The organism is Clavibacter sp. CT19 (assembly GCF_027858075.1).
GTDB lineage: Bacteria > Actinomycetota > Actinomycetes > Actinomycetales > Microbacteriaceae > Clavibacter > Clavibacter tessellarius_A.
On the sequence record NZ_JAQHYR010000007.1, the window covers coordinates 25,557 to 49,038 of the forward strand.

A 23,482-nucleotide genomic window follows, 5' to 3' on the forward strand; every position below is an offset into this window, starting at 1 on the left:
CCGCCGCCGGACGCAGGGGGTAGTATGGATCCGGTAAGAACGTGCGTCGGCTGTCGTCGGCGTGCCCCGAGGTCCGCTCTCCAGCGGATCGTCGCCGATCCCCCCACCCGCTCCCTCGTCCTCGACGAGCGCGCGGTGATGGCCGGCAGGGGCGCGTGGATCCATCCGACCATCGAGTGCATCGACCGAGCAATCGCGAGGCGCGCCTTCGGGCGGGCCCTGCGCAGCGAGGCGGCGCTCGACCCCGCAGCTCTTGGGGGACTACGAGAGCGGCTCGCGGCCCAGCCGAGCGCGCGAGCATCCGAGAGAACAGGCTGAACGGCACATGGACAACTAATGAGCGGCTCGAAATGAGATCCGTCCAGCACTAGCGGTCCCCTCCTGCCTGGGAGAGGACCCCCAGACAGGAGAACAGTGGCAAAACCACGCGTACACGAGATCGCCGCCGAGATCGGCGTCGACAGCAAGACCGCACTCGCCAAGCTCAAGGAGATGGGGGAGTTCGTCAAGGGACCGTCGTCGAGCATCGAGCCCCCCGTGGCCCGCAAGCTCAAGGCGGCGCTCGAGGCCGCCGGGGTCACCGGCCAGGCCGCGGCGCCCGCAGCGGCTCCCTCGTCCGCCCCGCGCCCCGGGAGCCGCTCGTCGGCCCCGAAGCCCGGCGGTCGTCCCACCCCCGGCCCGCAGCCCACGGCTCCCGCCGCTGACGCCCCCGAGGCGTCCGACGTGCCGGCTCCGGTCGCGCCGCTGACCGTCGCGGAGCGCCAGGCCCAGGCCGAGGCGACCCGCAAGGCCGCCGCCGAGGAGAAGGCGCAGGCCGAGAAGTCGGCCGCGTCCACCACCTCCGAGGCCCCGGCCGCGTCGACCCCGAGCGCCCCGCGCCCGGACGCCGGCAGCACCCCGGCGCCCTCCAACGGCATCCCGCGACCCGGGATCCCGCGTCCGGCGGCCCCGCGCCCCGGCAACAACCCCTTCGCGAGCAACCAGGGCATGGGCACCAAGCCCCGCCCGGGCAACAACCCGTTCGCGAGCAACCAGGGCATGGGCCAGCGCCCCGCCGCGGGAGCCGCTGGCCCCCGCCCGGCCGCTCCCCGTCCCGGATCCCCCCGCCCCGGCGCCCCGCGTCCCGGCGGCGTCGGCCAGGGCGCGCGTCCTGCCGGCTTCGGCCAGCGCCCCGCGGGCGCCGGTCGTCCCGGCGGCGCACCCGGTGGAGCGGGACGCCCCGGCGCCCCCGCCGCCGGCGGCTTCCAGCGTCCGGCCGGCGGCTTCGCCGGTCGTCCCGGTGGCGGCGGCCGCGGCCGCGGCCCCGGCGGCGGCACCGCAGGTGCCTTCGGGCGCGGCGGCGGCAAGAGCAAGTCGCGCAAGTCGAAGCGGACGAAGAGGGCCGAGTTCGAGCTGCGCGAGGCCCCGTCGCTGGGTGGCGTCAGCGTCCCCCGCGGCGACGGCAACACGGTCGTCCGCCTGCGTCGCGGCGCGTCCATCTCCGACTTCGCCGACAAGATCGACGCGAGCCCCGGCAACCTGGTGACCGTGCTGTTCCACCTCGGTGAGATGGCGACGGCGACCGAGTCGCTCGACGAGGCCACCTTCGAGGTGCTCGGCACGGAGCTCGGCTACAAGATCCAGGTCGTCTCCCCGGAGGACGAGGACCGCGAGCTGCTCGAGGGCTTCGACATCGACCTCGACCAGGAGCTCGAGGACGAGGACGACGACGTGCTGGAGATCCGGCCGCCCGTCGTCACCGTCATGGGCCACGTCGACCACGGCAAGACGCGCCTGCTCGACGCCATCCGCAACGCCAACGTCATCGAGGGCGAAGCGGGCGGCATCACGCAGCACATCGGCGCGTACCAGGTCTGGGCGCCGCACGAGGGCTACGAGCGCGCCATCACCTTCATCGACACCCCGGGCCACGAGGCGTTCACCGCCATGCGCGCCCGTGGTGCTCAGGTCACCGACATCGCGATCCTCGTGGTCGCGGCCGACGACGGCATCATGCCGCAGACGGTGGAGGCCCTGAACCACGCCCAGGCGGCGAACGTGCCGATCGTGGTCGCGGTCAACAAGGTCGACAAGGAGGGGGCCAACCCCGCCAAGGTGCGCCAGCAGCTCACCGAGTACGGCCTGGTCGCCGAGGAGTACGGCGGAGACGTCATGTTCGTCGACGTCTCGGCGCTCACCGGCAAGGGCGTGGATGACCTCCTCGAGGCCGTCCTGCTCACCGCCGACGCCGGTCTCGACCTGCGCAGCAACCCGAACAAGGACGCGCGCGGCGTGGCCATCGAGGCCCGCCTCGACAAGGGCCGCGGTGCGGTCGCGACCGTCCTCATCCAGTCGGGCACGCTCCGCGTGGGCGACGCCATCGTGGCGGGCACGGCCTACGGCCGCGTCCGGGCGATGATGGACGAGAACGGCGACGCGGTCCACGAGGCCTACCCCTCGCGGCCCGTCCAGGTCCAGGGCCTCTCGTCGGTCCCCGGCGCGGGCGACACCTTCCTCGTCACCGAGGAGGACCGCACCGCCCGTCAGATCGCCGAGAAGCGCGAGGCCGTCGAGCGCAACGCCCAGCTGGCGAAGGCCCGCAAGCGCATCAGCCTCGAGGACTTCACGCGTGCGCTGGAGGAGGGCAAGGTCGAGTCGCTCAACCTCATCATCAAGGGCGACGTGTCCGGTGCCGTCGAGGCGCTGGAGGAGTCGCTCATGAAGATCGAGGTGGACGACTCCGTGCAGCTGCGGATCATCCACCGCGGCGTCGGAGCGGTCACCGAGAGCGATGTCAACCTGGCGACGATCGACAACGCGATCATCATCGGGTTCAACGTCCGCCCCGACCCGAAGGCCCGCGCCCGCGCGGCGCGCGAGGGTGTCGACATCCGCTTCTACAGCGTCATCTACTCGGCGCTCGAGGAGATCGAGTCGAGCCTCACGGGCATGCTCAAGCCCGAGTACGAGGAGGTCCAGTCCGGCGTCGCCGAGATCCGCGAGGTGTTCCGCTCCTCGAAGTTCGGCAACATCGCGGGTGTCATCGTCCGCTCGGGCACCATCACCAGGAACGCCAAGGCGCGGGTCATCCGCGACGGCGTGGTGGTGGGCGACAGCCTGGCGATCGAGTCGCTGCGTCGGTTCAAGGACGACGTGTCCGAGGTCCGCACGGACTACGAGGCCGGCATCGGCCTCGGCAAGTTCAACGACATCCAGATCGGCGACGAGATCGAGACGATCGAGATGAAGGAGAAGCCGCGGGTCTGACCCCGGCCGATCCGGGCCCCGCTCCCCACCAGGGGAGCGGGGCCCTCCCCGTCCCGCCACCCGCGGGGCGCCAGCACCATCCGGGCGCTCACGTCCGGCCGTACCCGCCACCCGCGGGGCGTCAGCACGATGCCGGGTCTCGCCCGGCCGCATCCGTCACGGAAGGACGTCGACCATGGTCGATCACGCGAGGGCCCGGAAGATGGCCGACCGCATCAAGGAGATCGTCGCGCGCAAGCTCGACCGGGGCATCAAGGACCCGCGCCTCGGCTTCGTGACCGTCACCGACGTCCGCGTCACGGGCGACCTGCAGCACGCCAGCATCTTCTACACGGTCTACGGCACCGACGAGGAGCGCGCCGACACGGCCGCGGCCCTGAAGTCCGCGACGGGCATGCTCCGCAGCGAGGTCGGCAAGAACATCACCGCGCGCCTCACGCCGTCGCTCGAGTTCATCCTCGACGGCGTGCCGGAGAACGCGGCCGCGATCGACGCCCTCCTCGAGGAGGCGCGTCGCCGCGACGCCGACGTGCAGGCGCAGGCGAAGGCCGGCGTCTACGCGGGCGACGAGGACCCGTACGTCAAGCCGCGCGTCCTGGAGGACGACGAGGACGAGGACGACGAGGACGACGAGGACGACGAGGTTGCCGACGGCGACCTCGGCGACCCGACGGCGCCCGGGTTCACGCCGGCGCACTGATCCGGCACGGCGCCCTGATCCGGCGTCGAGCGCTGATCCGGCTTCGATGAGGGGGCGCGCGTCGAGGGACGCGCGCCCCCTCCGTGCGTGCGTAGGTGGATCGACGCGTCGCCGCGCGCGTCAGCTCGGCAGGGCGTACGTGCCGTCGGGCTGGACCACGGCGAGCCCGTCGGCCACGAGCCCGGCGAGCGCGCGGTCCCGTTGCACGGGCTCCGGCCATGCGGTCGCGAGGTCGGCGGCGCTCACGGGGGAGTGGCTCGACCGCAGCTCGGCGAGCAGCAGCCCGCGCACCTGGCGGTCGGATCCCTCGTACTTCTTCTGCACCACGCGCACCGGGCCGTCGTAGGCCGGGTAGCCGGCCGCGCGCCACGCGCAGATGCCCCGGATCGGGCACTCCTCGCAGCGGGGCGACCGCGCCGTGCAGACGACCGCGCCCAGCTCCATCGCGCCCGCGTTGAAGACCCGCGCCTCGGCGACGTCGGCCGGCAGCTGCGCCTCCATGGCGGCGAGGTCGGCCGCGGTGCGCGCGGGACCCGGATCGCCCTGGCCGGCGACCGCGCGCGCGATCACCCTCCGCACGTTGACGTCGACCACCGGGTGCCGGTGCCCGAACGCGAAGGCGGCGACGGCGCGCGCCGTGTACGGACCGACGCCGGGCAGGTCGAGCAGGGCGTCGACGTCCTCGGGCACTTCGCCGCCGTGCCGCTCCGTGATCGCGACCGCGCACGCGTGCAGGTTGAGCGCCCGGCGCGGGTAGCCGAGCCGGCCCCACGCGCGGACGGCCTCGCTCGCTGGCGTCGCGGCGAGCGCGGCGGGCGTCGGCCAGCGCACGAGCCACTCCTCGAGCCGCGGGATCACCCGGACCACGGGCGTCTGCTGCAGCATGAACTCGCTGACGAGGATGCCCCAGGATCCGAACCCCTCGCGTCGCCACGGCAGGTCGCGCGCGTTCTCCCGGAACCAGGCGTTGACGTCGCGGGCGAGGGCGGTCTCGGGCATGCGGCCAGCGTACGAGAGCGCGGCCTACGCTCGGGTCATGCCCCTGTACCGCGCCTCCCGCGCCGAGGTCCTGTCCTCGCTCGCCGACGAGTTCCTGCACAACTACGGCCGCGGGCGCGCGTTCCTGGCGGTGGACGGCGGCCCGCTCGCGGATCCCGCGGGCTTCGCGCGTGACCTCGCGGACGTGCTGCGCGCGGGCGGTCACGCCGCGTACGTCGCGGATGCCGCGGAGCACGACGCCGCGGGTGCGGACGCGCTGCGCGACGGCCTCGTGCGCCCCTTCCGCCGGCCCGGCCTGCCGTTCGCCCTGCGTCCGGGCGGCGATCCCGTGACCGACGCCCCCGACGACGCCGTGCTGGTGGTTTCCGGCGATGCCCTCCAGGCCCCCGAGCTGCGCGGCCTCTGGAACGCGGTCGTCTACCTGCTGCTGCCCGGCGAGCCGCTCGCGACCGCCGGCGGGGACGCCGGATCCGCCGCGCAGGAGGCGCACGCGCGCTACATCCGCGCGGTGAACCCCCGGCGCGCGGCCACCATGATCGTCGACGTCACCGACCCCGAGCTCCCGCGGCGCGTCTTCGCCGACAGCTGCTGACGCCGTCGGCCGAGCTCGTGGAGCGCGGGGCCGGCCGGATCAGCGCGGGACGAGCCGCACGAGCTCGGCGGGGGAGATGTGCCGTCCGCTCGTCTCCACGCCGTGCACGAGCTGCACGAGCGCGGCGTTCACGCGTGCGTCCTGCCCGGCGCCCGGCGCGAGCGCGGCGACGGCGCCGTTGAGGTGGTCGATCTCCGTGGGGCGGTCGCGGCGGATGCTCTGCAGGGTCGACCCCGGGTTCGGCACGCTCCCCATGGCGCGCGCGAGCGACACGGGCAGCCGGCCGGCGAGTCCGACGGGCATCGACGCGAACGCCTTCAGCCGCCGGTGCGTGAGCCCGGCGAGCGAGCCGAAGACGACGCCGCGGGCGAGGCCCGTGCGGACGGTCTCCTGCATGGCGCGCGTGACGATCCGCCGCATGACCGGGTCGGCGATCACCGCCTGCGCGCTGAGGCCCGTGACCGCCGGGACCGCGTTGATGCCGTTCACGACGAGCTTCGTCCACTGCGCGCCGCGGAAGTCGGGGGCGACGGTGACGGGCATCACCGGGTCGAGGACGCGGCGCACGAGCTCGACCCCGGCGCCGTCCGGGCCGTCCGCCGAGCCGATGTGGATGCCGGCGGGTCCCGTGACGGTGACGAGCCCGGGCTCCGTCAACGAGGTGGCGAGGAGCGCGAGCCCGCCCACGACCTGGGAGCGCGGCAGGCACTCGGCGCCCATCCGCAGGCCCGACAGGCCGTTCTGCACGACGAGCACGGGGATGCCCCTCAGCCAGCCGGCGTTCTCCCGCATCGCATCGCGGGCGTCGGCGATCTTCGTGGCGACCACCGCGAGCTCGGGCGGCCGTCCCAGGCGCTCGGCGGCGGCGACGCGCGCGACGTGCGCGCCCCATCCGCCGGCCAGCCGCAGCCCGCGGTCCTGGATGGCGCGCAGGTGCGGCCCGCGCGCGGTGACGTCCACCTGGTGGCCCGCCCGCTCCAGCAGCGCGGCGACGGTCCCACCGACCGCTCCGGCCCCCACGACCCCGATCAGCACAGGCCCTCCCTCGACACCCGATCCTAAGCCGGGCCGCCTCCGCGGATCCGGGGACGCGTCCCCGCACGGCATGATGGTCAGGCCATGGAATCCCCGACCCCCCGCGCCGCTCCCTCCACCGCGAGCGGCCTGCTCCTCGTCGACAAGCGCGGGGAGTGGACCAGCCACGACCTCGTCGCCCGCACCCGCCGCCTCGCCGGCACGCGCAAGGTCGGGCACGCCGGCACGCTCGACCCCATGGCGACGGGCCTCATGATCCTCGGCGTCAACAGCTCCACGCGCCTGCTCACGTACCTCGTCGGCCTCGACAAGGAGTACCTGGCCACGATCCGCCTGGGCCGCGCCACCAGCACCGACGACCGGGAGGGCGAGGTCGTGTCGCGCGCCGAGCCCGGCCGCATCCGCGACCTCGCCGTCGCCGACGTGGAGCGCGCGATCTCGGGCCTCCGCGGCGCCATCTCGCAGGTCCCGAGCGCGGTGAGCGCCATCAAGGTCGACGGCAAGCGCGCCTACGCCCGGGTCCGCGCCGGCGAGGACGTCGAGCTCGCCGCGCGCGAGGTCACCGTCTCCGCGTTCGACGTGCTCCGCTTCTCCGCGGTCGACGCGGAGGAGGGCGAGGAGGACGGCGCGCAGCTCGACCTCGACGTGCGCATCACCTGCTCGTCCGGCACGTACGTGCGGGCGCTCGCGCGCGACCTCGGCCGGGAGCTCGGCGTCGGCGGGCACCTCACGGCCCTCCGTCGCACGCGCGTCGGGCCCTTCCACGTGGACGACGCCGTGGCGATCGATGACATGGTCGTCGCCGACCGCCTCATCCCGCCGGCCGAGGCGGCCGCCCGCCTCTTCGACGTGCTGCACCTCACCGCGCAGGAGGCCGTCGACCTCGGCCACGGGAAGAAGCTGACGACTCCGGATGAGGCGCCCACCGAGGATCCGCTCGCCGCGGTCGCGCCCGACGGCCGGCTCGTGGGGCTGGTCGGCTTCCGCGGCCGCACCGGCACGTCCCTCGTCAACTTCCCGGCCGACGACCCGGGCGCCTCGTGATCGGCTGGCTCACGGTCGCGCAGATCGCGGTGGCCGTCGTGGCCGGCGTGCTCTGCCTCGTGGTGGGGGCGATCGGACGGAAGCCGAGCGACCTCACCGTGCTGCCGACCGCCCTCGTCGAGGTGCTGCTCGTCGTGCAGCTCGTCGTCGCGATCGCGGCCCCCGCCGTGGGGAACCCGCCGTCGGGCAACCTCGTCGAGTACTACGCGTACCTGCTGAGCGGCCTCGTGATCCCGCCGCTCGCGATCTTCTGGGCCCTGGTCGAGCGCACGCGCTGGAGCACGATCATCCTCGGCGCCTCGTGCCTGGCCATCGCGATCATGGTCTACCGGATGGACGTCATCTGGAACGTGCAGTCCGCGTGATCGCGGCGTTCCCCCGGTAGGGGATAATCGCTGGTGCCATGACTGACTCCCGGAACTCGCGCATGACCGGCCTCGGACGGGTCCTGGTCTTCTTCTACGGGCTGCTCGCCCTCGCCGCGACCGGGCGGTCCGTCACGCAGATCCTCACCAAGTTCGACGAGGCCCCCGTCGCGTACGCGCTCTCGGCGCTCGCCGCGGTCGTCTACATCGTCGCCACGGTCGCCCTGGTCGCGCCCGCCAAGAGCCCGGACTCCGCGCGCCGCTGGTACCGCATCGCGTTCGCCACCATCGCGTTCGAGCTCGTCGGCGTGCTGGTGGTCGGCACGCTGAGCCTCGTCGACGCCCAGCTCTTCCCGCACGACAGCGTGTGGTCGGTCTACGGCAACGGCTACGGCTTCATCCCCCTGGTGCTGCCCGTGCTCGGGCTGTGGTGGCTGCGCCGCGGCGGACGCTCGCGGGTGAGCGCGGTGGACGAGCGCCCTGTGCGCGGGGACCGCTGACGTGATCGTCGTCCACGACCCGGCCGGGGTGCCGGGAGGATTCGGGCCGAGCGCCGTCACCATCGGCAAGTTCGACGGCGTGCACGCCGGGCACCGCGCGGTCATCCAGGGCCTCCTGGGCATCGCCGCCGACGAGGGCCTGGCCTCGGCCGTCGTCACGTTCGACCGGCACCCGGCCGCCCTGCTCGCGCCCGCCGCGCGCCCGCAGAGCCTCGTGAGCAACCGGCAGAAGATCGAGCTGCTCGCTGAGCTCGGCGTCGACGCGACCCTCATGCTCCCGTTCGACGAGCGCCTGCAGCGGCTGAGCCCCGAGGAGTTCGTCCGCACGGTGCTGGTCGACGCCCTCGGCGCCCGGGTCGTGCTCGTGGGCGAGGACTTCCGCTTCGGCGCGCAGGGTGCGGGCGACGCCGCCACCCTCACGCGCCTCGGCGAGCGCCACGGCTTCCGCACGGTGGTGGTCGGCGACGTCATGCCGGACGGCAGCCGCAAGGTCTCCTCCACGTGGATCCGCGACCTCATGGACCGCGGCGACGTGACGGCCGCGGCGGAGCTCCTCGGCCGCTGCCCCGCCGTCCGCGGCGTCGTCGTGCACGGCGAGAAGCGCGGCCGCGAGCTCGGCTTCCCCACCGCCAACCTCTCGCCCGAGGCCGAGGGCCTCATCCCGGCCGACGGCGTCTACGCCGGCTGGCTGCGCGACGGCGACCGCACCTACCCGTCGGCCATCTCCGTCGGCACGAACCCCACATTCGCAGGCGTCCGGCCCCGCGTCGTCGAGGCGTTCGTGCTGGACGAGACGCTCGACCTGTACGACCACGAGGTCGAGGTCGTGTTCGTCAGCCGGATCCGCGGCATGGTCGCGTACGAGGGCCGCGAGCCGCTGATCGCGCAGATGACGGACGACGTCGTGCGCACCCGTGCGGTGCTCGGGATCTAGGCGGCGTCTCCCGCGGCGTCGCCCTCGGGGCGGGGCGTGCGGCCGAAGAGGTACATGATCAGCGTCGACGCGGTGGCCTCGATGGCGGGGCCGTGGCCCACGCTCCAGCCGGCGTCGGAGGCGCGGAGCGTCCGGGCGCGCAGCACGCCGCGGATCCCGGCGGGCGCGATCGCCGCGCGGGCCACCGCGACGGCGCCCGTCGAGCGGTGGTCGAGCTCCAGGTCCACCTTGAGCGCGTGCGCGATGTCGAACGCGTGCACGACCACCTCGAGGAGCTCCGGCAGGCGCTTGCGGCCCTTGCCGGCGCGCTTCTCGGCGGCGATGGCGCGGATCCGGGCGACGAGGTCCTCGGGGGCGCGGCGGGCCTCGTCGGCGCTGAGGTCGTCCATCACGTGCATGGGGTTGAGGTGGGGGCGGCGGCGCATGGATCCCACGGCCGTGCGCACCATGGCGCCGTTGCTCGCGCCCACCCGCCAGACGACGTGCCCGGCGACGTCGCGCACGGTCCAGCCCTCGCACATGCTCGCGGCCTCCCAGCCGTCCGCGTCGAGGGAGGCGAGGAGGTCGGCCGTGCGGTCGAGGACGTCGGCGATCTCGGCGCTCCAGACGCCCGTCACGCGCGCCTCGGGCTCGGAGGGGCGCTGGCTGAGGGGCAGGTGACGGGAGATCTCGCTCATGGCCGAGAGCCTATTCCGGCCGCCGTAGAATCTGGTGGTGACGACTCCTCCCGCCGCTCCCCGCGCGGGTGCGCTCCTCGCCCTCGTCGGCATCGTGCTGGTGGCCCTGAACCTCCGCACCGCCGTCGCCGTCTTCTCGCCGATCGTCGACGAGATCGGCCGCGACGTGCCGCTCGACACCGTGTCGATCGGCGTGCTCGGCGCCCTGCCGCCCGTCTGCTTCGCGCTCTTCGGCCTCCTGGCGCCCGCGATCTCGCGCCGCCTGGGCCTCGAGCTCACGGTCGTCGTGGGCCTCGCCGCCATGATCGCCGGGCACCTCGTGCGCGCCGGCTCGTCGCACGTGGTCGTCTTCGGCATCGGCACGATCCTCGCGCTCGCGGGCATGGGCCTCGGCAACGTGCTGCTGCCGCCGCTCGTGAAGAAGTACTTCCCCGGCCGGATCGGGCCGCTCACCTCCGTCACCACCGTGATGATGTCGATCAGCACGGGCGTGCCGTCGCTCGTCGCCGCGCCGCTGGCGGACGGCGCCGGCTGGCGCGTCGCGATCGGCGCGTGGGCCGGGGTCGCGGTCGTGGCGCTCGCGCCGTGGATCGCCCTGCTCGTCGAGCACCACCGGCACACCCGCCGCGAGCGCGCGGCCGCGGCCGGGCTCGACCGGGTGGAGGAGGCGCCGGCCGCCGTCACGGGCCGCGTGTTCCGCTCGCCGGTCGCGTGGGCGCTCGTCGGGATCCAGGCGGCGTCGTCGTTCAACGCGTACGCGATGTTCGCCTGGCTGCCCGCGCTGCTGCAGGACACGGCGGGCCAGTCGCCCGTCGCGTCCGGCGCGCTGCTCGCGGTCTTCGGGTTCATGGGGCTGCCGGCCGCGATCATCATGCCGATCCTCGCCGCGCGGATGCGGAACGTCGGCATCCTGATCCAGGTCGGCGTGCTGTTCTTCGTCGTCGGCTACGTGGGCCTCCTGGTGGCGCCCGCCGCGGCGCCGCTCCTGTGGGTGGCCGCCGCGGGATCCGGTCCGCTGCTGTTCCCGCTCGTCTTCGTGCTCATCAACCTGCGCACCCGCACGCACGGGGGAGTGGTCGCGCTCAGCGGGTTCGTGCAGGGCATCGGCTACTCGATCGGCGCCCTCGGGCCGCTGCTGTTCGGCGTGCTGCACGAGCTGTCCGGCGGGTGGACCGTCCCGCTGCTGATGCTGTTCGCCATGGTCGCCGTGGCCTCCGCCTCGGGCTTCTACCTCGCGAGGCCGCGCATGCTCGAGGACACCTGGGACCGCGCCGCGCGCGACGAGGCCGCGCGCGTCCGCTGACCGGGATCCCGGTCAGAAGCTCGGCACCATCTCCTTGCGGTGCACGAGCGCGCCCGCGCCGATGAGCGGGCCGTCCTCCGAGAGCCCGGTCGGCACGACGCGCGTCTTCATGACGAAGCCGAACTGCGTGCGGAGCGCGAGGGGCTCGCGGATCATGTCGAAGAGGTCGGGCGTGACCCGGCTGAAGCCGCCGCCGATCGCGACCACGTCGAGGTCGACGAGGGAGCTGGCCGACGCGATGGCCCGGCCGATCGCGAGGCCCGCGCGGCGCACGGCCGCGACGGCCGTCTCGTCGCCGTCGCGGTACGACGCGGCGAGGTCCTCGCCGGTGGATCCCGTCCACCCGCGGGCGCGCGCCCACGCGACGCTCCGAGGCCCGGACGCGACGGCCTCGACGCACCCCTGCCCGCCGCAGCTGCACGGGTCGTCGAAGCCCGCGACCTCGACGTGCCCGATGTGGCCGGCGTTGCCCGTTGCCCCCGCGGCCGTGCGGCCCGAGAGCACGAGGCCGCCGCCCACGCCCGTGGACACGATCATGCCCATCACGTCGTCGTAACCGCGCCCCGCGCCGACCCAGTGCTCGGCCAGCGTGATCGCGAGGCCGTCGACCTGCAGGGTGACGGGCACGTCGGGCGTCAGCTCGGCGATGCGGTCGCGGAGCGGGTAGTCGCGCCAGACGGGGACGTTGAGCGGGGAGACGAGGCCCTCGCGCACGTCGACGGGGCCGGCGGCGGCGAGGCCGGTGCCCACGAGCTCCGCGTCGGCGGGCAGCGCTTCGAGCGCCTGCCGGGCCACGCCGAGGACGGAGTCGAGCAGCTCGTCGGCGGAGCGCTCGGGTCCCGTGGGGCGCCGGAAGCGGCTCCCCTCGAGCACGCGGCCGGCGTCGTCCACGAGCGCGGAGTCGACCTTGGTGCCGCCGAAGTCGACGGCGAGCGCGAGCGTGCGAGGCATCTTCGTCCTGTCCCGGTCCCGGATCCGCCCGTCCACCGGCGTCCAGGATAGGGGCGGGCGGAGGCCTCGACCGGAGACGCGCGGCCCGTCCTGCGCCCTCCGCCGGACCCGGCTGCCCTCACACCTGTGTGGAATTCATGGGCCGTCCGGCGGCTCCGCGCCTAGGCTCGGCACGTGGATCCCGATCACGCCCCCGGACAGGCCCCCAGAGAGCCCTCCGACCCGCGCGCCGAGAACGCCGCGCCAGCGCGCCGCGGCTCGGGTCCCGCGCTCGACTTCGCCGACGCGGCCGAGGCCCGCCTCGCCTCCCGCGAGCTCGACGAGGGGATGCCCGCCTCAACCGGCCTCGAGGACGAGGTCACCGAGACCCGCGCCCGCTTCCCGTCCTTCCCCGGCTCCCTGCTCGACGAGGCGAAGGCGTCCACCGTCTTCCTGCCGTACCAGTTCGTCTTCCGCCGTCTCATCGACCTGCCCGCGCCCATCGTGTGGGACGCGGTGTCCGACGGCGACATGCTCTCGGGCTGGCTCGCGGAGGCCACCGTCGAGCAGCGCGAGGGCGGCGACTTCTGGTTCGAGTGGATGACCGTGCCGGACCGCAGCCTCTCCTCCGCCGCCGGCGGCTTCGTCAGCCGGTTCGACGAGGAGCGCCAGATCGAGTACACGTTCCTGCACGAGGGCGATGTCACGGCGCGCTTCCACCTGCGCCTGGAGGACGTCCCCGGCGGCCCGCGCGATCGGCAGACCGAGCTCCTCGTGACGGTCTCGGGCCTGCTGCCCTCGGGCATCGCGAACGTCCTCAAGGCGAGCTGGCGCCTGCACCTCGACCTGCTGGAGGACCTGGTCCACGGCGTCCCGGTCGACTGGGCCACGTGCGAGGCGGAGCACGGCGCCACCTGGCGCCGGTACCTCGCCGAGCTCGAGTCCGCCGAAGGCTGATCCCCGGCCGTCGCCCACGCGGCACCCCGGCTCCTGGGAGCCGCTTGCCAGGCTGATTGCCTAGCGTGAGGGAATGACATCGCCGAGCGTCGCCTCCCGTCTCGCCCTCGTGACCGGAGCGACCGGCTACATCGGCGGTCGGCTCGTGCCGCGCCTCATCGAGGCCGGCTTCCGGGTGCGCGTGCTCGTCCGCGACCCGCGCCGGCTCACGGACGTCCCCTGGCGCGACGACGTGGAGGTCGTGCAGGGCGACCTGTCCGACGCATCCACGCTCGCGCCGGCGGTCGACGGCGTCGACGTCCTCTACTACCTCGTGCACGGCATGGGCGCGAAGGGCGACTTCGCCGCGTCCGAGCGCGAGTCCGCCCGGAACGTCGCCGAGGCCGCGAAGGCGGCGGGCGTGGGACGCATCGTCTACCTCGGCGGGCTGCACCCGGACACCGACGAGCTCTCGAAGCACCTCGCGAGCCGCAAGGCCGTGGGCGACGTCCTGCTCGCCAGCGGCGTGCCGACCATCGCGCTCCAGGCGGGCGTGGTCATCGGATCCGGCTCCACGTCGTTCGAGATGATCCGCCACCTCACCGAGGTGCTGCCCTTCATGCCGGCGCCCGCCTGGGTGCGGAACTTCATCCAGCCCATCGCGATCCGCGACGTCCTCTACTACCTGGTGGCCAGCGCCGACCTGCCCGCCGACCTCAACCGCACCTTCGACATCGGCGGCCCGGACGTCCTGCGCTACGGCCAGATGATGAACGGCTACGCGGTCGAGGCGGGCCTGCCGCAGCGGCCCATCGCCTCCATCCCCATCTTCGCGCCGCGCCTCGCCGCCCACTGGGTGAACGTGGTCACGCCCATCCCGCGGACGCTGGCCGTGCCCATCATCGAGTCGCTGCAATACGACTGCGTGATGGGGGAGCACGACATCTCCACCTACATCCCGGATCCCGAGGGGGGCCTCACGGGCTACCGCCGCTCGGTGCGCCTCGCGCTCGGCCGGATGCGCGACGGCGTCGTCGAGACGAGCTGGAAGGACTCGGCCGTCGTCGGCGCGCCGAGCGACCTGCTGCCGAGCGACCCGGACTGGTCCGGCCACACCGTCTACCTCGACCTCAAGGAGCGCTCGACCGACGCGGCGCCCGAGGACCTGTGGGCCGTCATCGAGTCGATCGGCGGGGACAACGGCTGGTACTCGCTGCCCGTGGCGTGGGCGGCGCGCGGCTACATGGACAAGCTGGTCGGCGGCGTCGGCCTCCGCCGCGGCCGGCGCAGCGCCACCTCCCTGCAGACGGGGGACGCGCTCGACTTCTGGCGCGTCGAGCACATCGAGCGCGGTTCGAGCCTCCGGCTCCGCGCCGAGATGAAGCTGCCGGGCGAGGCCTGGCTGGAGCTCAGCGCCACGCCGCGCGAGGGCGGCGGCAGCGATTACCGGCAGCGGGCGATCTTCTTCCCGTCCGGCCTCGCGGGCCGGCTCTACTGGTTCTCGATCCTGCCGTTCCACGGCGTGATCTTCACGTCGATGGCCAACCGCATCACGGCGAAGGCGCTCGCGGCCACGACCGCCCGCGAGCCGGAGTCGGCGCCCGCGGGGGCCGCCCGGTGAGCCGGCGGACCGGGGCGCCGCGCATCGGCCTCATCCTCCTGACCCTCGCGGGCATCGCGCTCGCGTCCGCGGGCCTCGCCACCGCCGTCACCATGAGCGTCTCGGCGCCGGTGCAGGCCCAGGCCGACCTCGCGGCGCTCGGCGCGTCCGACGCGGGGGCGGGCGCCGCGCGCGCACCCGAGCCGCGCACCACGCCCTCCGAGGCCTGGACGCCGCTGCCCGCGGAGGCCGCGGACGGCCGCAGCATCACCGACCTCACGCAGCACGCCGCCACGCGCGTGACCGTCGACGTGCTCGGCATGCGGATCACACCGGGCGAGGCCGGCGCGCTGCTCGCGACGATCCTCAGCGTGCCGCTCGTCATCACCGTGATCGCGCTCGTGGCCGGCCCCCGGCGGCGCCGTCGCTGGAGCGGGGCGCTCCGCCGGAACCGCGGCTAGGGCGTCCCGCCGTCCGGTGACATCGCCGGGATCGGGGGCCATGATGGGCACGACGAGAGGCGACACCATGGCACCCCGCACGCGGACCACCGTCCTCCTGGGCGACAGCCTCACCGGGGACGGCGGCTGGAGCGCCCTCCTCCCGTCCCGCGACGCGGGAGACGACGACGCGACGACCGACCTCGGCCGGGCCGGCCAGACCACCGACGACGTGCTCGCGCTCCTGCCGGAGGTGGTGGCCGCGGATCCCGCGACCGTCGTGCTCTCGGTCGGCACGCACGACCTGGGTCGGCTCCGTCGCGGCCCCGAGCTCACGGTGCGCGCGCTCGAGACGATCCTCGCCCACCTCCGACGCGACCTCCCGGCCGCGCGCCTCGTGGTGCTCTCCGTGCCGCCGCGGGGGCGGGAGATGGCCGAGCGGATCCGCGTGGTCAACATCCACCTGCGGCAGTTCGCGCCCGTCGTGCGCGCGGAGCACGTGGACCTGTGGCCGGTGCTCGGCTTCGGCGACGGCGAGCTCAACCCGGCGTTCACGGACGACCGGCTGCACCTCGGGCCCGACGGCGCGGCCGCGGTGCGGGAGGTGCTGGCCCGTGTGCTGGACGGCGGCGGCGGCGACGGTCGCGACGACGGCGACGCCGTGAGCCCGGGCGTCTAGCGGGGACGGACGATGGTCGACCTCGCGGGCGACATGGTGATCGAGACGCCGCGGCTGCGCCTCCGCCGCCCGCGGGCCGCCGACGTCGACGCGGTGCACGCCTACCGGTCGCGACCCGACGTCGCGCGCCACCTCGGCGCCGGGACCTGGACGCGGGAGAAGACGGCGGCGGAGCTGGCGCTGTACGCCGCCTCCGCCTTCTCCCGGCCCGACGACGAGCTGGTGCTGCTGGTCGAGCTCCTCGCCACCGGCGTCGTCGTCGGGGAGGTGGGCCTCGTCCGACGGGAGCAGGGCGCCGAGGTCGGCTACGTCTTCCACCCGGACCACGGCGGACGGGGGCTCGCCACCGAGGCCGTCTCGGCCGTGGTGACGGCGGCCCTCGCCGACGGATCCCCCCGGATCATCGCCCGCACGGACGCGGCGAACCGCTCGTCGCGGGCACTGTGCGAGCGCCTCGGCTTCACCCTGATCGCCACCGCCGTGAGCGAGGACGGCCGTGGGGTGGCGGAATGCACCTACGAGCGGGCGGCCTCCCACCACGGCGGCGCGGACGGGACGCCCTGACGGGACGCCCCGATGGGGCGCCCGGTCGGGGAGCCGGTCAGGCGTCGCCCGCGGCCCGCAGGTCGGCGACGCCCGCGAGGATCACGGCGAGCTTCCGCCGCCACCAGTCCCGCGGCGTCGTGGCGGTGCCGGTCTCGACCTCTCCCGAGAAGCGCGCCGTGACGCGGACCATCGTGCCGAGCGCGTCGCGCTGGGCCTCCTCCTCGCGCGCGTGCCCGGCATCGGGCGCCCCCGAGGAGTGGGCGGGTCCGCCGCGACGGGACGCGTGCGGGGAGTGACCGGCGTCCTCCTCGGCCACGCGGTCCGCGGCGATCCGGCCCGAAGCCCGCGTGAGGAGCCCGCGGCCGACGCTCGCCGACGCCGTCGCGTCCGCGATGGGGGCGGTGGACGGCGGACGCGCCGGCGGGGCCGCGTCGAGCGCGAGCGCCCGCTCCCACGCGACGTACGACTCGACGGCGATGTCCATCACGGTGTCGAGGACCAGCACCGCCTCCGCCTCGGCGAAGCCCATCCGGACGAGGTCGCGGATCGCGCTCGTGAAGCGCAGCACGACCTGGTCGGGTGCCGCGTGCAGGTGGTGGATGGCGCTCGCGAGGCCGGGGTGCCGGTCGTACATGTCCCAGATGCCCTCGACGGCCTGCTCCAGGTACGCGCGCCAGGACGCGTCGCCCGGCGCGCGCAGCTCCGCGGCGGGGGCGTCGGGCACGTCCGGCCAGTCCATCCGGGCGATGGCCGTGTCGCAGGCGAGGAGCACGATGTCGTCGCGGCTGGCGACGTGGCGGTACAGCGTCGAGTGGTCGACGCCCAGCCGCTGGGCGAGCGTGGTGAGGGTGAGCGTGCTCAGGCCGACCTCGAGGGCCGCCTCCGCGATGAGCCTCCGCGACACGCGCGCGGGCCTCCCGATCCGACCGGCTCGCCGCTCCATGCGTCAGATCCTACCGGTCCGCCGCCGATGCTTTGGGCGCAAATCGACGGTCGACGACGCCCCTCCGCGCGGCGCGTGCCCGGTCCCGCGCCGAGGCCGCGGCTAGCGTAGGAGGATGCCCGACTCCCGCATCCCCTTCTCCGAGCTCGACGACTTCATCGCCATCCCGCGCCTCGGCGGCCTCGTGCTCTCCCCCGACGGACGCCGCGCGGTGCTCACCGTCACGACGCTCGACCCCGCGCGCACGGGCTACCGCCACGCGCTCTGGGTGGTCCCCGCGACGGGCGGTGGCGCACCGCGGCGCCTCACCCGCTCCGCGAAGAGCGAGGGCGGCGCGGCCTTCACCGCCGACGGCGACCTGCTCTTCGTCTCCTCCCGCCCCGACGCGGACGACGCCGACGGGGGAGAGGCCGCGCAGCTGTGGATCCTGCCCGCGGCCGGCGGCGAGGCCCGCGCGATCACCCGGCTCGCGGGCGGTGTCGACGGCATCGCGGCCGTCGCGCGCGACGCCTCCACCGTGGTCGTGCAGGCGCCGCTGCTGCCCGGATCCGGCTCCCTCGAGGCCGACGCCGTGGCCCGGAGGAAGCGCGCCGACCTCCAGGTGAACGCGATCCTGCACGACAGCTACCCCGTGCGGTACTGGGACCACGACCTCGGACCCGCCGAGACGCACCTCCTCGCGATCGACCTCGCCGGCGCGCTCGCCGAGGAGCCGGCCCGGCCCACGACCGCCGACGCGGCCGCCGCGCTCGCCGCCGAGGCCGAGGCGGAGGACGGCGGCTCCGCGGCGTCCGCGCCCGGCGCCACCGCGCAGCCGTATCCGGCGTCGCTCCCGAGGCCGCGCGACCTCACGCCCCGGCCCGGGCGCACGCTCGAGCACGCGGCCGCCGCGATCAGCCCCGACGGCCGCACGCTCGTGGTCGCCGTCGGTGTGAAGGAGCGCCGCGGGTACCGGCAGGCGCTCGTGTCCATCGACGTCGCGACCGGCGAGCGCAGCACGCTCCTCGACGTGCCCGGCGTCGACCTCGAGATGCCCGCCATCAGCCCCGACGGCGCCCTCCTCGCTTACGTGCGCACCGACCGGGCGACGCCGGCCGCGCCCACGCAGCAGGAGCTCTGGGTCTCGGCCCTCGACGGATCCGACGCCCGCCGCGTCGCCGCCGACTGGGACCGCTGGCCGTCGTCGCTGCAGTTCGACGTCGACTCCGAGGCCCTCGTGGTCACGGCCGACCAGGACGGCCGCGGTCCCGTGTTCCGCATCGGCCTCGACGGCCGGGTCGCCCAGCTCACGACCGACGACCACACCTACACCGACGTGCGGGTCGACCGCGAGACCGGCGACGTGCTCGCGCTCCGCTCCTCGTGGATGGCGCCGTCCCACCCGGTGCGCGTGTCGGCGGCCGACGGATCCGTGACCGAGCTCGCGACGCCCGCGCCGATCCCCGCGACCACCGGCACCATGACCGAGGTCGAGACGACGGCCTCCGACGGCGCCCGCGTGCGCGGCTGGCTGATGCTGCCGGAGGGCGCGTCGGCCGAGGCGCCCGCGCCGCTGCTGCTGTGGATCCACGGCGGCCCGCTCAACAGCTGGAACGCCTGGAGCTGGCGCTGGACGCCGCAGGTGATGGTGGCCCGCGGCTACGCGGTGCTGCTGCCGGATCCCGCGCTCAGCACTGGCTACGGCCTCGACTTCATCGCGCGCGGCTGGGACGCCTGGGGCGCGGCGCCGTACACCGACCTCATGTCGATCACCGACGCCGTCGAGGCGCGCGACGACGTCGACGCGACCCGCACGGCCGCGCTGGGCGGCTCGTTCGGCGGCTACATGGCCAACTGGGTCGCGGGCCACACCGACCGCTTCCGCGCGGTCGTCAGCCACGCGAGCCTGTGGTCGCTCGACCAGTTCGGACCCACCACCGACTCGTCGCAGTACTGGCAGAGCATCTTCTCGGCCGAGGGGCTCGACCGGAACTCGCCGCACCACTCCGTGCGCGACATCTCGACGCCCATGCTCGTGATCCACGGCGACCGCGACTACCGCGTGCCCATCGGCGAGAGCCTCCGCCTGTGGTCGGAGCTCGCCGAGCACCACGCGGCCGACGACGGCACGACGCCGCACCGGTTCCTCGTCTTCCCGGACGAGAACCACTGGGTGCTGAAGCCGCAGCAGTCGGTGGTCTGGTACGGCACGGTGCTCGCGTTCCTCGACCAGCACGTGCACGGGAGGGAGTTCGTGCGGCCCGAGGTGCTCGGCTAGGACGCGCGCTCCGCCGCGGAGCGCCCGCCCCGCACGTGCAGTGCGGCGCGGGTGCAGTGCGGCGCGGGTGCAGTGCGGCGCGGGTCGGCGGCTCAGGCCTCGTCGCGGTAGACCACGCCCCGCTCGCCCGCGCGGACGGCCGCGGCGAGGCGGTTGCCGGCGGGCGGGAGGGGGCAGTTCATCCAGTCGGAGAAGCCGCAGGGCGGGACGACGGCGCGCGTGAAGTCGAGGGTCACGGGGCCGTCGCCGTCGGGGCGGGGGAGGAAGAGGAAGCGGCTGGGCGCGTAGCTCTCGCGGCCGGTGGTGGCGTCGGCGAAGACGAGCTGGAGGCGGTCGCCGTCGGCGAAGGCGCTGAGGCGCACCTCCTCGCCCTCGATGGTCACGACGATGTCGCCGGGCACCGGCAGCTCGCGCGTGCGGCCCGCGTCGGCGATGTGCTCGAACGGGATCACCCGGTCGTCGTCGACGCGCTCGAAGCGGCCCTCGAGGATCCACTCGGGCGCGTACGGGTAGACCTCGATGTCCACGAAGGCGCGGTTCTTCGGGGACGCCGCGTCCCAGAGCCGGTAGCCGTATTCGGGCTCGCCGGTGTCGAGCGAGATGCGCTCGATGCGGGTGAGCTGCACGGTGTCGGGCTGGCCCTCGAGCGCCTCGAGGTCGCTGACCTCCTGGCCGGGCTCGAGCCATGTCGTCTGGATCAGCGCGAGGCTGCCGAACGGGCTCGTCACGGCGGCGAGGCGGGCGCGGTGCCAGGCCTCGTATTCAGCCAGCGCAGCCTCGGCCAGCGCAGCGTCGGCGGGGTCGGCGTCGGATGCGGCGGGGCGGGCGGGGGTCTCTCGCGTGTCGGTCACCCCGGGGCAACGCGCGTCGCATCCGGCGGCATTCCCGCCGCGCCCGGCGAGCCCGCCACGGAGGCGGCGCGGAGCCGTCGGGTATTGACTGGATGCACCGACGGAAGGACGCTCCCATGGCACGCACGGTCGCCGACCAGCTCATCGCCCAGCTCATCGAGGCGGGGGTGAGCCGCATCTACGGGGTCGTGGGCGACAGCCTCAACCCGATCGTGGACGCGGTCCGGCGCACGGGAGGGAGCCGCAAGGGCGGCATCGACTGGATCCACGTGCGGCACGAGGAGGCCGGCGCGTTCGCCGCGTCCGCCGAGGCCCAGCTGACGGGAAAGCTCGCCGTGTGCGCCGGATCCTGCGGCCCCGGCCACCTGCACCTCATCAACGGCCTCTACGACGCGCACCGCTCGGGCGCGCCCGTGCTCGCCATCGCGAGCCACATCACCACGAACCAGATCGGCTCCGGCTACTTCCAGGAGACGCACCCCGACCGCCTCTTCGTCGAGTGCTCGCACTACACGGAGATGATCTCCACCGCCGTGCAGGCGCCGCGCGTCGTCGACCAGGCGATGCGGCACTCCCTCGCGCTCGGCGGCGTCAGCGTCATCACGCTGCCGGGCGACGTCGCCGAGTTCGAGGCGGAGGGCGAGGCGCCCGCGTTCTCGCTGCCCAGGCGTCCCGCGATCGTGCCGGCCGAGGAGGATGTGCGCGCGCTCGCCGCGGCCATCGACGAGGCGAAGAGCGTCGCGATCTTCGCGGGCCGCGGCGCCGGATCCGCGCACGCCGAGCTCATGGAGCTGGCCGAGAAGATCGCGGCTCCCGTCGGCCACTCGTTGCGCGGCAAGGACGTGATCCAGCAGGACAACCCGTTCGACGTCGGCATGACGGGCCTCATCGGCTACGGCGCCGCGGCGGCCGGGATCTCGGGCGCCGACCTGCTGATCCTCATCGGCACCGACTTCCCCTACGACCAGTTCCTGCCCGGCAAGGAGGTGCGGACGGCGCAGATCGACATCGCGCCCGAGCGCCTCGGCCGTCGCACCGACGTGGACATCGCGATCCACGGCGACGCGCTCTCCACGATCCGCGCGGTGCTGCCGCTCGTGGAGCGGAAGACGAACCGGAGGTTCCTGGAGAAGCTGCTGAAGGAGCAGGACAAGAAAGTCGAGCAGGTCGTCGGCGCGTACACGTCGAAGGCCGAGAAGCTGAAGCCGATCCACCCGGAGTACGCGGCCAGCATCCTCGACGAGGTCGCGGGCGACGACACCGTCTTCACGGCCGACACCGGCATGTGCAACGTGTGGAGCGCGCGCTACCTCACGCCGAACGGGCGGCGGCGGATGATCGGCTCGCTCGTGCACGGGTCCATGGCCAACGCGCTCCCCATGGCCATCGGCGCGCAGGTCGCGTACCCGGAGCGGCAGGTCGTGTCGGTCTCGGGCGACGGCGGCCTCGCGATGCTGATGGGCGAGCTCGTGACGGTCGCGGCGTACCAGCTGCCCGTGAAGGTCGTCGTGTTCAACAACTCGACGCTCGGGCTGGTGAAGGTGGAGATGCTCGTGGACGGGATCCCCGACTTCGGGGTGGACGTGCCCATGGTCGACTACGCCGCGGTGGCCGCCGCGCTCGGGATCCACTCGCAGCGCGTCGAGGACCCGGCCGACATCCGCGGCGCGCTCGAGGCCGCGTTCGCGCACGACGGGCCCGCGCTCGTCGACCTCGTGACCGACCCGATGGCGCTCTCGATCCCGCCGGAGATCTCGGCCGCGCAGGTGAAGGGCTTCGCGCTCTCGATGTCGAAGATCGTGATGAACGGCGGCGTCGGCGAGGCCGTGAAGCTCGCCCGCTCGAACCTGCGGAACATCCCGCGGCCGTAGCCGACGCCTCTCGGGCGTCGCGAGCGAGGTGTCCCGCGTGTCCGGAGCGGAAGGAGCCACCGGCGATCGTCTGGCAGCGGGGACCGAGCCGGGCGGACTCGATCCCCGTACCTCCCGCTGGCTAGCGCGTGTCGCCATGCCCTCCGGCGGTCGTCGACCGCGTGGGCCGGACCCCGAGCCACAGGACGATTCCCAGGAGAGGGACCGTCAGGAGGAGGAGCCAGAGCAGCTTGACCACCGTCGCCAGATCGCGCGAGCGGACAGTCGCCACCATGGCGATGACCGCGGGCACGAGGGCCACGATGACGAGCAGCAGCACCCCGAGGTGCGCGTAGTTCGTGTTCTCGAGCATGGAGTCGTCTCCCCTACTGCCAGATGCTGCCGTAGGAATTGAAGTGAATAGTGTAGATCTTGTCCCCGCTGAGGGGCCCGAACGCCTCGGAGAAGCCCCACTGCATGCGGAGGTCACGCTGCGTCGGCGTGCCGATGTCCGAGCATTCCTCCCTGGCGACTGTCCATCCCACGGCGTAGTCGACGGTGCAGTTGTGGCTGCCCACCCGCCCGAGGAAGGGGCCCGTCACCCACACGTTGCTGCCGTTGTAGTAGAAGTCGCCCGCCTGCGTCTCGCTGTCGGTGATGTTGTTGAAATTCTGGCTGTAGTTCTTGTGTCGCACCACGCCATCGGTCACGGCGGCCGAGAGCTCGTCGAAGCTTTCGGTGCTCATGCTCGACCGCGCCTGCCTGAGGTCGGCCTTCGTCACCTGTCGTGCCGTCGACTGCCTGAGCGTGACGGTGCCGGTGCAGACGGCGAGCGAGGCGTGACCGTCACCGGCGGCGATGGCCGCCGTGACGGAGGCGACGCACGCGGGGTCCGTCGTGGTGTAGCGCGAGACGACGGTCTTACGAGCATCCGGCGACGTGCCACCCGTGGCCGCCATGGCGGGAGCGCCCATGCTCAGCCCGAGCAGCAAGGCCAAGCTCGCAGTGCACGCGGCGGTGATTTTGATTCGCTTCTTCAATGATTTGTCTCTCGC

Annotated in this window: 24 protein-coding genes; 16 read left to right on the forward strand and 8 right to left on the reverse strand. The window is 74.1% G+C overall.

Annotated elements, in window-relative coordinates; all coding sequences use genetic code 11:
- Positions 1–24: 24 nt before the first annotated feature.
- The 3 genes from PED38_RS09575 to rbfA all read left to right on the forward strand — a co-directional run bounded on the left by PED38_RS09575 (position 25) and on the right by rbfA (position 3,946).
- The gene (locus tag PED38_RS09575) at positions 25–318 is read left to right on the forward strand and encodes a YlxR family protein (protein ID WP_081234819.1); all 294 of its coding nucleotides are present in this window, start codon (positions 25–27) and stop codon (positions 316–318) included.
- Positions 319–414: 96 nt separating this feature from the next.
- On the forward strand, positions 415–3,246 hold the full coding sequence (gene infB, locus PED38_RS09580) for a translation initiation factor IF-2 (RefSeq protein WP_063070679.1): 2,832 nt from the start codon (positions 415–417) through the stop codon (positions 3,244–3,246).
- Positions 3,247–3,421: 175 nt separating this feature from the next.
- Positions 3,422–3,946 (forward strand): 30S ribosome-binding factor RbfA, encoded by a 525-nt coding sequence (gene rbfA, locus PED38_RS09585; protein ID WP_270981000.1) that lies wholly within the window; start codon positions 3,422–3,424, stop codon positions 3,944–3,946.
- A gap of 120 nt (positions 3,947–4,066) precedes the next feature.
- On the opposite strand, the gene PED38_RS09590 is transcribed toward rbfA, so the two are convergent.
- Positions 4,067–4,945: an A/G-specific adenine glycosylase gene (locus tag PED38_RS09590; RefSeq protein WP_063070677.1), complete on the reverse strand. Its 879-nt coding sequence runs from the start codon at positions 4,943–4,945 to the stop codon at positions 4,067–4,069.
- Between the two features lie 37 nt (positions 4,946–4,982).
- Between PED38_RS09590 and PED38_RS09595 the strand changes: the two genes are divergently transcribed.
- Positions 4,983–5,537, forward strand: a complete 555-nt coding sequence (locus tag PED38_RS09595; protein WP_270981002.1) for a hypothetical protein — start codon at positions 4,983–4,985, stop codon at positions 5,535–5,537.
- Positions 5,538–5,576: 39 nt separating this feature from the next.
- On the opposite strand, the gene PED38_RS09600 is transcribed toward PED38_RS09595, so the two are convergent.
- Positions 5,577–6,572, reverse strand: a complete 996-nt coding sequence (locus tag PED38_RS09600) for a ketopantoate reductase family protein (RefSeq protein ID WP_063070675.1) — start codon at positions 6,570–6,572, stop codon at positions 5,577–5,579.
- A gap of 84 nt (positions 6,573–6,656) precedes the next feature.
- On the opposite strand from PED38_RS09600, the gene truB reads away from it, so the two are divergent.
- The 4 genes from truB to PED38_RS09620 are packed head-to-tail and all read left to right on the forward strand — an operon-like array spanning position 6,657 to position 9,415.
- Positions 6,657–7,616: a tRNA pseudouridine(55) synthase TruB gene (gene truB, locus PED38_RS09605; RefSeq protein WP_270981003.1), complete on the forward strand. Its 960-nt coding sequence runs from the start codon at positions 6,657–6,659 to the stop codon at positions 7,614–7,616.
- Positions 7,613–7,981 carry a hypothetical protein gene (locus PED38_RS09610; protein ID WP_063070673.1) on the forward strand — a complete coding sequence of 123 codons (369 nt, stop codon included), beginning with the start codon at positions 7,613–7,615 and terminating at the stop codon, positions 7,979–7,981. Before truB ends, PED38_RS09610 begins: the two co-directional genes overlap by 4 nt.
- A gap of 38 nt (positions 7,982–8,019) precedes the next feature.
- Complete coding sequence (locus PED38_RS09615) at positions 8,020–8,481, forward strand: hypothetical protein (RefSeq protein WP_063070672.1); 462 nt, start codon at positions 8,020–8,022, stop codon at positions 8,479–8,481.
- A 1-nt stretch (position 8,482) separates the two neighbouring features.
- On the forward strand, positions 8,483–9,415 hold the full coding sequence (locus PED38_RS09620; protein ID WP_063070671.1) for a bifunctional riboflavin kinase/FAD synthetase: 933 nt from the start codon (positions 8,483–8,485) through the stop codon (positions 9,413–9,415).
- Here the strand turns inward: PED38_RS09620 and PED38_RS09625 are convergent.
- The gene (locus PED38_RS09625) at positions 9,412–10,092 is read right to left on the reverse strand and encodes a maleylpyruvate isomerase family mycothiol-dependent enzyme (RefSeq protein ID WP_063070670.1); all 681 of its coding nucleotides are present in this window, start codon (positions 10,090–10,092) and stop codon (positions 9,412–9,414) included. The two genes, PED38_RS09620 and PED38_RS09625, sit on opposite strands and share 4 nt — an antisense overlap.
- Positions 10,093–10,129: 37 nt before the next feature.
- Here PED38_RS09625 and PED38_RS09630 point away from each other — a divergent pair, with 37 nt between their 5' ends.
- Positions 10,130–11,395, forward strand: a complete 1,266-nt coding sequence (locus tag PED38_RS09630; protein ID WP_254654455.1) for an MFS transporter — start codon at positions 10,130–10,132, stop codon at positions 11,393–11,395.
- Positions 11,396–11,407: 12 nt separating this feature from the next.
- Here the strand turns inward: PED38_RS09630 and PED38_RS09635 are convergent, their stop codons facing one another.
- Positions 11,408–12,346 carry an ROK family protein gene (locus PED38_RS09635; RefSeq protein WP_270981004.1) on the reverse strand — a complete coding sequence of 313 codons (939 nt, stop codon included), beginning with the start codon at positions 12,344–12,346 and terminating at the stop codon, positions 11,408–11,410.
- Positions 12,347–12,520: 174 nt separating this feature from the next.
- On the opposite strand from PED38_RS09635, the gene PED38_RS09640 reads away from it, so the two are divergent.
- The 5 genes from PED38_RS09640 (at position 12,521) to PED38_RS09660 (ending at position 16,544) form a co-directional block, all read left to right on the forward strand.
- The gene (locus PED38_RS09640) at positions 12,521–13,282 is read left to right on the forward strand and encodes an SRPBCC domain-containing protein (RefSeq protein ID WP_270981006.1); all 762 of its coding nucleotides are present in this window, start codon (positions 12,521–12,523) and stop codon (positions 13,280–13,282) included.
- Positions 13,283–13,355: 73 nt separating this feature from the next.
- Entirely contained in the window at positions 13,356–14,882 is a 1,527-nt protein-coding gene (locus PED38_RS09645; protein ID WP_063070666.1) for an SDR family oxidoreductase, read from the forward strand.
- Positions 14,879–15,322, forward strand: coding sequence for a hypothetical protein (locus tag PED38_RS09650; protein WP_063070665.1), 444 nt, complete (start codon positions 14,879–14,881; stop codon positions 15,320–15,322). Before PED38_RS09645 ends, PED38_RS09650 begins: the two co-directional genes overlap by 4 nt.
- A 67-nt stretch (positions 15,323–15,389) precedes the next feature.
- Complete coding sequence (locus PED38_RS09655) at positions 15,390–15,980, forward strand: GDSL-type esterase/lipase family protein (RefSeq protein ID WP_270981008.1); 591 nt, start codon at positions 15,390–15,392, stop codon at positions 15,978–15,980.
- Positions 15,981–15,992: 12 nt separating this feature from the next.
- Positions 15,993–16,544, forward strand: a complete 552-nt coding sequence (locus PED38_RS09660; RefSeq protein WP_270981009.1) for a GNAT family N-acetyltransferase — start codon at positions 15,993–15,995, stop codon at positions 16,542–16,544.
- A 37-nt stretch (positions 16,545–16,581) separates the two neighbouring features.
- Here the strand turns inward: PED38_RS09660 and PED38_RS09665 are convergent, their stop codons facing one another.
- Entirely contained in the window at positions 16,582–17,430 is an 849-nt protein-coding gene (locus tag PED38_RS09665; protein WP_270981011.1) for a TetR/AcrR family transcriptional regulator, read from the reverse strand.
- 154 nt (positions 17,431–17,584) lie between these two features.
- Here PED38_RS09665 and PED38_RS09670 point away from each other — a divergent pair, with 154 nt between their 5' ends.
- Positions 17,585–19,726 (forward strand): S9 family peptidase, encoded by a 2,142-nt coding sequence (locus tag PED38_RS09670; RefSeq protein WP_270981013.1) that lies wholly within the window; start codon positions 17,585–17,587, stop codon positions 19,724–19,726.
- Between the two features lie 92 nt (positions 19,727–19,818).
- Here PED38_RS09670 and PED38_RS09675 read toward each other — a convergent pair whose 3' ends face one another.
- Positions 19,819–20,577 (reverse strand): DUF1684 domain-containing protein, encoded by a 759-nt coding sequence (locus PED38_RS09675; protein ID WP_270981014.1) that lies wholly within the window; start codon positions 20,575–20,577, stop codon positions 19,819–19,821.
- Positions 20,578–20,693: 116 nt separating this feature from the next.
- On the opposite strand from PED38_RS09675, the gene PED38_RS09680 reads away from it, so the two are divergent.
- On the forward strand, positions 20,694–22,448 hold the full coding sequence (locus tag PED38_RS09680) for a pyruvate dehydrogenase (protein ID WP_270981015.1): 1,755 nt from the start codon (positions 20,694–20,696) through the stop codon (positions 22,446–22,448).
- A gap of 121 nt (positions 22,449–22,569) precedes the next feature.
- Here the strand turns inward: PED38_RS09680 and PED38_RS09685 are convergent, their stop codons facing one another.
- Both PED38_RS09685 and PED38_RS09690 read right to left on the reverse strand, forming a co-directional pair.
- Complete coding sequence (locus tag PED38_RS09685) at positions 22,570–22,800, reverse strand: hypothetical protein (RefSeq protein ID WP_063070660.1); 231 nt, start codon at positions 22,798–22,800, stop codon at positions 22,570–22,572.
- 13 nt (positions 22,801–22,813) lie between these two features.
- On the reverse strand, positions 22,814–23,467 hold the full coding sequence (locus PED38_RS09690; RefSeq protein ID WP_270981016.1) for a hypothetical protein: 654 nt from the start codon (positions 23,465–23,467) through the stop codon (positions 22,814–22,816).
- Positions 23,468–23,482: the final 15 nt, after the last annotated feature.